The sequence below is a fragment of the Adlercreutzia shanghongiae genome (genome assembly GCF_035830635.1).
GTDB lineage: Bacteria > Actinomycetota > Coriobacteriia > Coriobacteriales > Eggerthellaceae > Adlercreutzia > Adlercreutzia shanghongiae.
In genome coordinates this window covers 177,708-189,711 of the sequence record NZ_JAYMFI010000007.1, presented here as the reverse complement: position 1 = coordinate 189,711, position 12,004 = coordinate 177,708, and the positions used below count along the sequence as shown (strand labels likewise).

Sequence of the window (12,004 nt, the reverse complement as noted above, 5' to 3'; positions counted from 1 at the left end):
ACCCGCGATGCGCGCCAGGTGGCCGCCGCCCTTGTGAAGGGCCTCGACCGCGCGCCCTCCGAATGGCCCGAGCTGGACAAGTCCCCGAAAAGCGAGCGCAACGTGGATGCGGAGCTCGACCTCATGGAGGCTTTGGTGCGTCTGCGCGCGAAGGAGAACGACATCGCCATGCAGACGCTTGCGAGCCGCGGCGAGCTGGCCAGCGTCGCCCGGGGCTACACCGAGGGGATCGATGTTCTGAAGGGCTGGCGCCGCGCCATGGTGGGGGAGGAGCTTTTAGAGCTGCTCGCCGGGCGGCTGTGCCTGTCGCTTTGCCCCGAGGGGCTCGTCGTCTCTCCCATTGAATAGGGTTACGTATCTTTCACGCTTTCGCGGGCGATTGAACGACGCTGTTGAACCGACGTCTATAATTAGCTGCCAAAAACCGAAGGCATACGCAAGGAGAACCGCTATGATTTCCAACAGCTATCTCATGCTCATCGTGGTGACGCTCGTCATCGGCATGGGCGCCCAGTGGTACGTGAACCACAAGCTCAAGACCTATTCCCATGTGGCCAACTCATCGGGTCTTACCGGTGCCGAGTGTGCGCGCCAGATGCTTTCCTTTTATGGCATCTCCGGTGTGCAGGTGTTCCGCGGCGGCCCGGGCCAGGATTTCTTCGACCCGCGCAGCAACTCGGTGACGCTGTCGCCGGAGGCCTACGACGGGCGCACCATCACCGCTACGGCCACGGCCTGCCACGAGGTGGGGCATGCCTGCCAGTACGCCCAGGACTACACGCCCATGAAGATTCGCGGCGCCATCGTGCCGGCGGTGAATTTGGCCTCTAATGCCTGGATCTTCCTGCTCATGGCCGGTATCTTCCTGAATATCTCGGGGCTTACCACGGCTGCCATCATCATGTACGCCGTGGTGGTGCTCTTCCAAATCGTGACGCTGCCCGTTGAGTTCAACGCCTCGCAGCGCGCCATGGCCTACATGGGCCAGATCGGCCTGCCCGCCACCGAGCGCAAGGGCGCCTTCGATGTGCTGCGCGCCTGCGCCTTCACCTATCTGGCGGCGGCGCTCACCTCCATCCTGCAGCTGCTGTGGCTGCTTGGCCAGCGTCAGGAATAGGGCGGAAGCCGTTTTATGACCCACGAGGAGCCGAACGCCTCAACTGAAGAAGAGGCCGCTGCGGCGCTGTCGGTGTCGGCGGCCATGGGCCTTGCCAAGAACGCCTTGGAGACGGTGGTTGTGCGCCTGGTGGGCGAGGTGTCCGAGGTGAACGACAAGCCGGGCTACAAGGCGGTGTACTTCACCGTCAAGGACGAGAAGGCCTCGCTGCCCTGCATGATGTGGATGAGCCGCTACCAGGCCTCGGGCGTGTCGCTGTGCGTGGGCGCCCTAGTGGAGCTCACGGGGCGGTTCTCGCTGTATGCGGCCAAGGGGCGCATGAACTTCGATGTGTTCTCCGTGACCTTGGCCGGCGAGGGCCAGCTGCGGCTGCAGGTGGCCAACCTCGCCCGCGAACTTGAGGCTATGGGGCTCATGGACCCGGCCCGCAAGCGCCCGCTCCCTGCGTATCCGGAGACGATCGGCGTGGTCACGTCCCCGCGCGGGGCTGCCGTTCACGATGTGCTGCGCACGCTGCGCCGCCGTTATCCTTTGGCCCGCATCCTGTTCGCCGGCGTGCCCGTGGAAGGCCCCGGTGCCGCCGACGGGCTGGTGGACGGCCTGGCGAAGGTGGTGTTCGCCGGCGCCGAGGTGGTGCTGCTCGTGCGCGGCGGAGGCTCCTTCGAGGACCTCATGCCCTTCAACGACCGGCGTCTGGCGCGTACTATCGCAGCCTGCCCCGTGCCCGTGGTGACGGGCATCGGGCACGAGCCGGACACCTCCATCGCCGACATGGTGGCCGACGTGCGTGCCTCGACCCCCACGGCCGCTGCCGAGACGGTGGCGCCGGATCGGCGCGAAATAGCGGCTCGCATCCAGGGACTGGGCGCCGCTATGCGCCACAGCGAGGAGCGCCGCCTCGACGGGCTTTCCCTGCGCGTCGACCGTTTGGCGTCGCTGCCGCTGTTCCGCGAGCCGGCACGGCTGTTCGACGCAGAGGCGTTGGCCCTGGACGATTTGTCCGGCCGTCTTGCCCGGGCGCTGCCCGCCTCGCTTAGGGAGGATCGCCATCGGCTGGGGCTCATCGGCGAAGCCCTGGGGCGCATGCTGCCCGTGTTGCTGGCCGCTCCGAAGGCATCGGTGGCCGCGGCATCGGGGCGTATGGCCTATCTGGGCGCGCATTTCGGCGAGCGCTCCGCCCGCGAGCTTGCGGCGAGCCGCCAGCGACTGATTCGCGCTGGAGGCTCTCTCGCCGAACCCTACCGCGCGGCGGTGGCCGTGAACGCGGCGCGGCTGCACGACCTGTCGCCTCTGGCCACCATCGGGCGCGGCTACGCCATGGCCAAAAACGAGCAGGGAGCCGTGGTGAGCTCGGTCGGTGCCGTGACCGTGGGGGAGCGGCTTACGGTAACCGTATCCGATGGCGAGATGGACTGCGCCATCGAGGATATCCGTCATATTGAAAGCTCCGTGGAGGACTTCGCCGAAGCGGACGGGAATTAGAAAGGACGCCTGATGAGCGATGTCGTAGAGAATGTCGAGCGCAAGCCTGTCGAAGAACTCACCTTCCGCGAGGCGCTCGGTGAGCTGGAGTCTATTGTCTCGGTGTTGGAGAGCAACACCTTGGAGCTGGAGGAGAGCCTGGACGCCTACGAGCGCGGCGTCGTGCTGCTGGGCTCGCTGCAGAAGCGCCTCGGCGCCGCCGAGCAGCAGGTCGAGGTGCTCATGGGCGAGCTAGTGGCCGCTCCCGACGACGAGACCCAGGACACCACGCTCTCTTAGAATCGGTGAGCGGGGCTCCGCTTGCCGATAAGGACGCGTGCAGCTGAGCGGCGGTTGGCCGGCACTCCTACAATAGGGAAAACAATTGATTAGGAGGTAGGCCCCGTGAACGTCCTCGTTATCAACGCTGGTTCCTCGTCGCTGAAGTACCAGCTCGTCAATGTCGAGACCCAGGAAGTGCTCGCCAAGGGCATCTGCGAGCGGGTCGGCTCTGCGGAGGCCTTCCACAAGCACGGCATCGACGACAACGAACTCGTCATCGACGAGCCCATGGAGGACCACAACGCCGCCATGGCCGTCGTGCTGGAGGCGCTCACCTCCGGTCCGAACGCGGCCATCGGCTCGCTCGACGACATCGACGCCATCGGGCACCGCGTCGTGCAGGGCGGCAAGTACTTCGACCGCTCCGTCATCATCGACGACGACGTCGTCGCCAAGATCGACGAGCTCGCCGAGCTCGCGCCCCTGCACAACAAGGCCGCCCTCATGGGCATCGAGGCCTGCCGCACCCAGATGCCGGGCAAGCCCATGGTGGCCGTCTTCGACACCTCGTTCTTCCAGTCCATCCCGCCGAAGGCCTACATGTACCCGCTGCCCTACGAGCTGTACGAGAAGTACGCCATCCGCAAGTACGGCGCCCACGGCACCTCCCACCGCTACATCTCCGAGCGCGCCGCCGCCTTCATGGACGAGCCGCTGGAGGATCTGAAGCTCATCACCTGCCACCTCGGCAACGGCTGCTCCATCTCGGCCGTCGACCACGGCGTGGCGGTGGACACCTCCATGGGCCTCACACCGCTGGACGGCCTCATGATGGGCACCCGCTGCGGCGCCATCGACCCGGCCATCGTCCCCTTCATCATGGAGAAGGAGGGTCTTTCCACCCAAGAGGTGAACGACCTCATGAACAAGAAGAGCGGCCTTCTGGGCATCTCCGGCATCTCCAACGACCTGCGCAGCGTGAAGGAGGCCTCCGAGGCCGGCGATGCGCGCGCGCAGCTGGCCTACGAGATGTACTCGAACTCCGCGAAGAAGTACATCGGCCAGTACATCGCCGTCATGGGCGGCGTGGACGCCATCGTGCTCACCGCCGGCGTCGGCGAGAACTGCGAGAAGATGCGCCGCATGATCTTCGCGGGCCTGCAGCCCCTCGGCATCAAGATCGATCCCGAGAAGAACAAGCTGCGCGGCCACGAACGCGAGATATCCACCGACGACTCTGCCGTGCGCATCGTGGTCATTCCCACCAACGAGGAGTACATGATCGCCCGCGACACCTACCAGCTGGTGAAGGAGGGCTCGCTCGAGATCTCCGAGCTGGCATAAGGGCCTCACGGCCTCGCCCCGCGATCCTCTCGGCCCCGGACGCGCACGTCTCATGCGCGCCCGGGGCTTTTTCTTTGGAGCGAGGGGCGGGCTGTGCGTTCGAGGGCGGGCGAAGTCGCGGAGGAACGGGCTCTCTTTCCCGTCCGGCCCGATCTGAGGAAAAGGAAAAGGCGGATCCCGCTCGGGGAATCCGCCTTTTCCGGGGAGGTATCGCGGGGTGGGAGGGTGCCCCGCGTCGCATCAGGTACTTACTTCTCCTGAGCGAGGGCGTTGCTCACGGCGTCCATCAGCGCGACGCTGGTGATGGTGGCGCCGGCCACGGCGTCCACCTCGGCGGACTGGGCCTCGATCATCAGAGCGGGCAGGGCGTCGAGCGCCTTGCTGCCGATACCGGCGGTCTCCTGCTGCTGCACGATGTCGATGGCGGTGATCTTGCCGCCGTCCACGGTCACCTTGACGGCCAGCTCGTTGCCCATGCACAGGGTGGAGGTTCCCAGGTACTCGCCCTCGCCGAGCTGCACGGACTGGGCCGGGTCGGGATCGGGCTGGTTGCTGCCGCTGCCGGGGGTGAAGACGATGTCGGAGGCGACATCGAGGGGCAGCGCGGGCAGCGGGTCCTTCTCCACCGCGGCGTTCGTGCCGGCGATGCTGCCGAAGATGAGGCACTCGGCCATGTTGCCGCCGCCGTTGTACTGGTAGGGGGTCAGGCCGCCGAACTCGCCTGCGGAGTACAGGTTGCCGATGGGCTCGCCGTCGTTGCCGATGACCTCGGCGCGGCCGTTGCGGCGCGGACCGCCCTGGGTGTTCAGGAGGGCCTGCACCATCTCGATGGCGTAGTAGGGGCCGTCATCGAAGGCGCGCATGGACTCGGGGTCGCGGTAGAAGGCCGGGTCGTGGCCGTCGTTGGCCATCTTGTTGAAGTCGGAGACCGTCAGCTGCAGCTTGCCCTCGGGCATCTCCAGCAGCGCCTCCAGCTCGGCGATGCTCCCGGCTGTCACGATCTGGTCCTGGAAGGCCTCGGGAATGCCGTGGTACTCCTCCATGATGGCCTTGTTCTGGGCGGAGTCCCACACCATGTAGGTGCGGCGCGGGCGCTTGGGGTTGATCCAGTCGCCGTTGCTCGGGGAATGGCCGTGGCGGTTGTACACGTCCTCGCGCAGGTAGCGCTCGCCGCCGTTGCCCACCACGACGATGCTGCCGGAAAGGACGCGCAGGTCGCCGAAGGTCTTGGCGTGCTCGTCCTCGCCCACGACGAAGGACACGCCGCCCAGGCAGAAGCAGTTGCCCTCGTAGGCCTCCATGTGCCACAGGTCGGCGCCCACCTCGGTGGCCATCTTGATGCCGTCGCCGGTGTTGAACAGGGTGCCCACCGTCGCGTGCTTGGTGATGCCCAGGTAGTCCTCCACCATCTGCTTGTTGTTCTCGAAGCCGCCCAGGGTCATGACGACGCCGTTCTTGGCGCGCACGTTCACGGTCTCGCCGGCCTTGTCGATCACCACGCCGATGACGGTCTTGCTCACCGGGTCCTGGATGAGGTTGGTGGCGGGGGACATGTACCACACGTCGATGCTGTCGGCCATGGAGATGACCTTGTTGCGGTAGGTCTTCCACAGGGCGGAGTTGCACAGAACGTCGCTGACGGTGAGCACGCGCAGCTCCTCGCCGCCCTCGATGCCCGGGTACTCGGGGATGAACATCCCGATGATCGGCTGGATGGAGCAGTCTTCCTTCCAGTCGATGAAGTTCTCCTCGGGCACGTTGAAGAAGTCGCGCAGCATGCTCTTGGTCTGGGTGAGGCCCTCGGCGTAGGCTTCCACGACGTCGTCGGCGAGCTGGAAGTCGCCAGCCATGCCCTTGTTGTAGGAGATCATGGCGTCCTTGTCCTCGGAGTAGAGGATGATCTGGCCGCAGAAGCGCGAGTTGCCGCCCTCCATGCCCTGGGGCGCCTTGTCGATGAGCAGCACCTTCGCGCCGGCGTCGGCGGCGTAGCAGGCCGCCACGGCACCCGCGGCGCCGAAACCGACCACGATGACGTCGTACTCGCCGTTCCAGGCGATGGTGTCGGCGAAGGTGAGGCCCTCGCCGGTAGCCGCCATGGGCGAACCCTGGCCGGCGGGCGCGCAGCCCGCAAGGCCGAGGCCAGCGATGGCCGCCACGCCCGCGGCGCCGCCGCTAATGAACTGTCGACGGGTAAACTTTCCCATTTCCTCTCCCTTACGTTCGTTGTCTTTCGACCGCCCCTCCTCTAGGTTCGGTCGTCTCGGAGGATCCCTATGCCCCCGAGCACGGTTCTCACCCTATCGGATGGGCGTGGGGCAGCGGGAGAGGTAAGCGGGGGTTAACGGGGCACAATGGGCTGACCCGCCTCGATAACCCACTCCGCTAACCCGGCAGGGGGTTAGCGCTTTGACGCTGGCGCGGTGATTTCCGTTGTGCTTTCATGGGGGAGGACAAGGGAGGGATCAATGAACGGTTTCAAGAGGGCGGCGCTTGCGCTCCGCCTGGGTTTCGAGGACCAGTTCCGCGCCACGGGCTCTACAAGCCTGCTCGTCGGACTCGCCTGCAACCTCGCGTTCGCGGGGCAGACGTACTTTTGGCCCGTCATGCAGCACACCTCCGTCATCATGGTCACCTACACCGATGCCGCCTATGTCGCCGAGTTGCTGTGCGCCCTCATCGTGGGCGCGCGCGTGCGGCGGTCGGGCGCCGTGCCCCCGCCGTGGCTCGTCGGACTTCTGACGGCGCTCGTCGCGGCGACCATGGTGCTGTACTGCGCCCTGTTCGAAGCGGGGGTGCCGGTGCCCGATCCGGTGAACTGGGCGTGCGGCGCCATCCTCGGCATCTACCTGACGGTAGCCATGCTCTCCTGGTTCGCGGTGTGCCTGGATCTGCGTCCTTCCGCCCTCATCTGGAACATCATGCTCGCCGCCGTCTTCGCTGCCTTCGCCATATGGATCTTCTCGGATCTCGACCGTGTGAAGGTGTGCGTGTGCTCGGTGCTCCTCGTCTTCGCCGCGACCCTCGTCCTCGTGCGGAAGCTCGGCACGATACGCGAGGGGGCCTCGGCTCCCGCTCCGGCCCAGCCGGCCGTTCCGTCCTTCCGCTACCCCGTCTCCGCGACGTTCCTCTTCAGCTTCGCCTTCATCACGGCCATCGCCTTCGCCGGCATCAGGGGCGAGAGCGCGTCGTTTTCGGCCGGGGCCTTCTTCGCGCCTATGATGCTCGTGTGCGCGGCGGCGCTTCTGGTGAACGTGTCGGCCTTCCCCCTGGCGAGCATCGCGGTGCCGGCCATCGTCATGGCCACCATTGCGGCGTCCTCGCTCAACATCGATCCGGCTCTTTCGTTCGATATTGCCGCCTTGGGTATGTTCCTCTTCCTCGCCTACAGCGTCGTCCTGCTGTGCGCGCATATGCGGACTGACCCGCCGCGCGCCTTGCGGGCTTTCCTGAACCTCGTGGCTGCCTTCGCGGCGGGCTGCCTCGTCGGCCGCGCGTGCATGGTGGCATGCACGGCGTTTCTCGGCCTTCTCACATCGGATATGCTCATCGTGCTCTCCATCCTGGCGGCCAATGCCGCGATGGTCGTCCTCGTGCGCCGGGGAGGCGTGCCGCGCAGTGCGGGGGAGGTGCCCCCGGATGCGCCGTTTTCCGCCGAGGCCGAGCAACTGGAGCCGGCGTTGCGCGTCGAGGTGGGCAGGGTGGCCGCCGAGCGCAACCTCGGCGAGCGCGAAAAAGAGGTGCTCACGCTTCTGCTCGAGGGAAAGTCGGCGAGCGAGGTGGCTCGGGCCATGGTAGTGGCCAAGGGCACGGCGAAGTCGCATATCCGCCATGTGTACCGCAAGCTCGGCATCCACAGCCGCGACGAGCTGTTCGAGATGTTCGGCATCGAGCGCGAGTAATCCGCGCGCCGCGCGCTCAAGCGGCGGTCTCGGCGTGCGGGGGGCAGCCGGACCGACTGCCGTTGAAGTGCGGAAAGGCGGGGCCCTGAAGGGCCCCGCCTTTCCAATGGGGAGGGATTGCGGGGCGCTTGCGCGTCCCTTATCGCATCAGGCTACTTACTTCACCTGGGCGAGAGCGTTGTTCACGGCGTCCTTGAGGGCCGTGCTCGAAACGGTGGCGCCGGCCACGGCATCGACCTCGGTGGACTGGGCCTCGATGATCTGGGCGGGCAGGGCGTCCAGCGCCTTGCTGCCCACGCCGGCGGTCTCCTGCTGCTGCACAACCTCGATGGCCGCGATCTTGTCGCCGTTCATGGTCACCTTGACGGCCAGCTCGTTGCCCATGCACAGCTTCGAGGTGCCGAGGTACTCGCCCTCGCCGAGCTGCACGGACTGGGTCGGGTCGGGGTCGACCTGGTGGCTGCCGGAACCCTGGGTGTACACGATCTCGGACACGACGCCCATGGGAAGCGCCGGCAGCGGATCTTTCTCCACAGCCGCGTTGGCACCGGCTAGCGAGCCGAAGATGAGGCACTCGGCCATGTTGCCGCCGCCGTTGTACTGGTAGGGGGTCATGCCGCCGAACTCGCCCGCGGAGTAGAGGTGCGGGATGGGCTCGCCGTCGACGCCCACAACCTCGGCACGGGCGTTGCGGCGGGCGCCGCCCTGGGTGTTCAGGAAGGCCTGAATCATCTCGATGGCGTAGAAGGGGCCCTCGCCGAAGGCGCGCATGGTCTCAGCGGCACGGTAGAAGGCCGGGTCGTAGCCGTCGTTGGCCATCTTGTTGAAGTCGGTGATGGTCTGCTCGAGCTTGCCAGCCGGGATGCCGAGAGCGCTCTCCAGCTCGGCGATGGTGTTGGCCGTCACGACCTGGTCCTCGAAGCCGGCCGGGATGCCGTGATACTCCTCGGTGATCGCCTTGTTCTGAGCGGCGTCCCACACCATGTAGGTGCTGCGGGGACGCTTCGGGCTGATCCAGTCGCCGTTGCTCGGCACGTGGCCGTGGCGGTTGTACACGTCCTCGCGCAGGTAGCGCTCGCCGCCGTTGCCCACCACGACGATGCTGCCGGAGAGGTTGCGCAGGTCGTTGAAGGTCTTGGCGTGCTGGTCCTCGGGCACCACGAAGGAGATGCCGCCCAGGGCGAAGCAGTTGCCCTCGAAGGCCTCCATGTGCCACAGGTCGGCGCCCACGCCCATGGCCATCTTGATGCCGTCGCCGGTGTTGAACAGCGTGCCGGCCGGGGTGCTCTTGGTGAGGCCCAGGTAGTCCTCCACCATCTGCTTGTTGTTCTCGAAACCGCCCATGGTCATGACGACGCCGTTCTTGGCGCGGATGTTCACGGTCTCGCCGGCCTTATCGACCTCGACGCCGATGACGGCCTTGCTGACCGGGTCCTGGAACAGGCTCACGCCAGGGGACATGTACCACACGTCGATGTTGTCGGACATGGACAGCACCTTGTTGCGGTACACCTTCCACAGGGCGGAGTTGCACACGTTGTCGCTGACGGTCAGCACGTGCAGGTCCTCGCCGCCCTCCAGCTCGGGGTACTCGGGCGCGAACATGCCGATGAGCGGCTGCGGAGTGGAATCGTACTTCCAGTCCATGAAGTTCTCCTCGGGCACGCCGAAGAAGTCGCGCAGCATGTTCTTGGTCTGGGTGAGGCCCTCGGCGTACACGTCGAAGAGCTCCTCGTCGATCTCGAAGTCGCCGGCCATGGCCTTGTTGTAGGCGAGCATGGACTCCTTGTTGTCGGAATTCAGGATAATCTGGCCGCAGAAGCGCGAGTTGCCGCCCTCCATGCCCTGGGGGGCCTTGTCGAGAAGCAGGACCTTTGCGCCGGCGTCGGCGGCGTAGCAGGCGGACACGGCACCTGCGGCGCCGAAGCCGATGACGACGACGTCGTACTCGCCGTCCCAGGCGATGGTGTCGGCGAAGGTGGAACCCTCGCCGGTGGCGGCCATGGCCTTCTCGCCCTTAGCCTGCGGCGCGCAGCCCGCAAGACCGAGACCCGCGATGGCCGCGACGCCCGCGGCGCCGCCGGTAATGAACTGTCGACGGGTAAACTTTCCCATTTCCACTCCCTTACGGTTGATTTCTTTCGGCCGTCCCTCCCTGGGACCCCGGCCGATCGAGGGCGCGTCGCCCTCGTTGACGGTGGCCACTATATCGGGGGCCTCGCGGTTAGCGTGAGGAGTAACCGGGGGATAACGACGGGAAGAATTCGCTAACCCACCCCGCTAACCCGGGGCTAACCCGTGTAAGATCGGCCTAAAGTCAAGGGTGGCGTTGTGGGCTGCGATGTGGTTTGATGGGGGCGCTTAAACAGGGAGGGAACAAATGAATCGTTTGGAAAAGGCCGCTGCGGTCCTGCGATCCGGATTCGAGGAGCAGTTCCAGGCCCCCGGATCGGCGAGCCTGTTCGTGGGCTTGGCGTGCAACCTCGCCTTCGTGGGGCAGGTGTACTTCTGGCCGGCCATGTGGCACACCTCGGCGCTCATGGTGTCCTACACCGACGCCACTTATGTCGCCGAGCTATTGTGCGCCATCGCGCTCATCGTGCGCGGACGCGGGGGCGTCCCCCTTGTGCCGAGCGGGCGGGCGCTGTGGGCCCTTGCCGGGCTCGTGCAGGGCACGCTCGTGGTGTACTGCGTCCTGTTCGAGGTGGGCATCGATGTACCCGACCCGGTGAACTGGGTATTCGGAGGGGTGTTCGGCATCTACCTGCCCGTGGCCATGGTGTCGTGGATCGCCGTGCATGCGGGCCTGCGGCCCTCGGCGGTGGTCTGGAACATCATGTTGGCCGCCATGTTCGCGGGATTCGCCATTTGGGTTTTCTCGGGGCTCGTGGGCGCGAAGATCTGCGCCTGCATGGCCGTGCTCCTCTTCATCGCCACGTTCGTTCTTGTTCGAAAGCTCAAGGCGGTGCGGGCCGAAATGGAAGATGGCGCCGTCGCGCTTCCGGCGGAGCGCGATCATCCCTTCCGCTACCTCGTCTTGGCAACGTGCCTGTTCAGCTTTGCCTTCATCACGGCCATATCGTTCGCGGGCATCGACGGCGAGAGCGCCTCGTTCGCGGCGGGCGCCTTTTTCGCTCCCATGCTGCTCGTGTGCGCCCTGGGCCTTCTGGTGAACGTGTCGGCCTTCCCGCTCACGAGCGTCGCGGTGCCGGCCATCGTCATGGCCACCATCGCCGCTTCCTCCCTCAACATCGACCCCGCCCTGTCCTTCGATCTGGCGGCGCTCGGGATGTTTCTGTTCCTCGCCTACGCGGCGGTGCTGCTGTGCGCCGGCATGGGAGGGGATCGTCGCCGGGCGGCCGCGGGGCTTCTGCGCCTCATGGTGGCGTTTACGGCTGGCTGCATCGTCGGCCGTTTGTGCATGGCCGCGTGCTTCTTGTTCGCGCCGTCGTTCGCCTCCGACATCATGGTCATCCTGTCGGTCCTCACAGCGAACGCGGCGATGTTCACCCTCATCCGCCGCGGTCTCATGACGCGCCGCGCCGACGGGGTGCTCGACGAGCGCGCGCCGGCAGACCCCGAGGAGGCCCGCGTCGCCGCCCGGCGCGAGGCCCTCGACCGCATCGCCGCCGAGCACAACCTGGGCGAGCGCGAGAAAGAGGTGCTCGTGCTTCTGCTGGAGGGGAAGTCGGCCAGCGAGGTGGCTCGGGCCATGGTGGTGGCCAACGGCACGGTGAAGTCGCACATCCGCCATGTGTACAAGAAGCTTGGCGTACACAGCCGAGACGAGCTCTTCGAGATGTTCGGCGCTCCGCGCGACTAGGACGCGGCGCAGGGCCGGGGTGCTGTCTCTATGAAAGAAGCCGGCCAAAAGCCGGCTCCTCGTGCCGTAGGCTTGCGG

The 12,004-nt window shown here is 66.3% G+C and carries 8 protein-coding genes and 1 pseudogene; 7 read left to right on the top strand and 2 right to left on the bottom strand.

Features of this window, described 5'->3' with window-relative positions; translation table 11 throughout:
- The 5 genes and pseudogenes from VJ923_RS04755 to VJ923_RS04735 form a co-directional block, all read left to right on the top strand.
- Positions 1–348 (top strand): annotated as a pseudogene (locus VJ923_RS04755) (ribonuclease D); the annotation flags it as partial.
- A 103-nt stretch (positions 349–451) separates the two neighbouring features.
- A complete protein-coding gene (locus VJ923_RS04750; protein ID WP_326439085.1) occupies positions 452–1,117 on the top strand; it encodes a zinc metallopeptidase in 666 nt (221 codons plus the stop codon).
- A gap of 15 nt (positions 1,118–1,132) precedes the next feature.
- Complete coding sequence (gene xseA, locus VJ923_RS04745; RefSeq protein WP_326439083.1) at positions 1,133–2,599, top strand: exodeoxyribonuclease VII large subunit; 1,467 nt, start codon at positions 1,133–1,135, stop codon at positions 2,597–2,599.
- Between the two features lie 12 nt (positions 2,600–2,611).
- Positions 2,612–2,878, top strand: a complete 267-nt coding sequence (gene xseB, locus VJ923_RS04740; RefSeq protein ID WP_326439081.1) for an exodeoxyribonuclease VII small subunit — start codon at positions 2,612–2,614, stop codon at positions 2,876–2,878.
- Positions 2,879–2,983: 105 nt separating this feature from the next.
- Complete coding sequence (locus VJ923_RS04735) at positions 2,984–4,204, top strand: acetate/propionate family kinase (protein ID WP_326439079.1); 1,221 nt, start codon at positions 2,984–2,986, stop codon at positions 4,202–4,204.
- A gap of 248 nt (positions 4,205–4,452) precedes the next feature.
- On the opposite strand, the gene VJ923_RS04730 is transcribed toward VJ923_RS04735, so the two are convergent.
- Entirely contained in the window at positions 4,453–6,408 is a 1,956-nt protein-coding gene (locus tag VJ923_RS04730; protein WP_326439077.1) for an FAD-dependent oxidoreductase, read from the bottom strand.
- Between the two features lie 261 nt (positions 6,409–6,669).
- Between VJ923_RS04730 and VJ923_RS04725 the strand changes: the two genes are divergently transcribed.
- Positions 6,670–8,103, top strand: a complete 1,434-nt coding sequence (locus tag VJ923_RS04725) for a helix-turn-helix transcriptional regulator (RefSeq protein WP_326439075.1) — start codon at positions 6,670–6,672, stop codon at positions 8,101–8,103.
- Between the two features lie 156 nt (positions 8,104–8,259).
- Here VJ923_RS04725 and VJ923_RS04720 read toward each other — a convergent pair whose 3' ends face one another.
- Positions 8,260–10,218: an FAD-dependent oxidoreductase gene (locus VJ923_RS04720; RefSeq protein ID WP_326439073.1), complete on the bottom strand. Its 1,959-nt coding sequence runs from the start codon at positions 10,216–10,218 to the stop codon at positions 8,260–8,262.
- A gap of 265 nt (positions 10,219–10,483) precedes the next feature.
- On the opposite strand from VJ923_RS04720, the gene VJ923_RS04715 reads away from it, so the two are divergent.
- The gene (locus tag VJ923_RS04715; protein WP_326439071.1) at positions 10,484–11,926 is read left to right on the top strand and encodes a response regulator transcription factor; all 1,443 of its coding nucleotides are present in this window, start codon (positions 10,484–10,486) and stop codon (positions 11,924–11,926) included.
- The last annotated feature ends 78 nt before the right edge of the window (positions 11,927–12,004 follow it).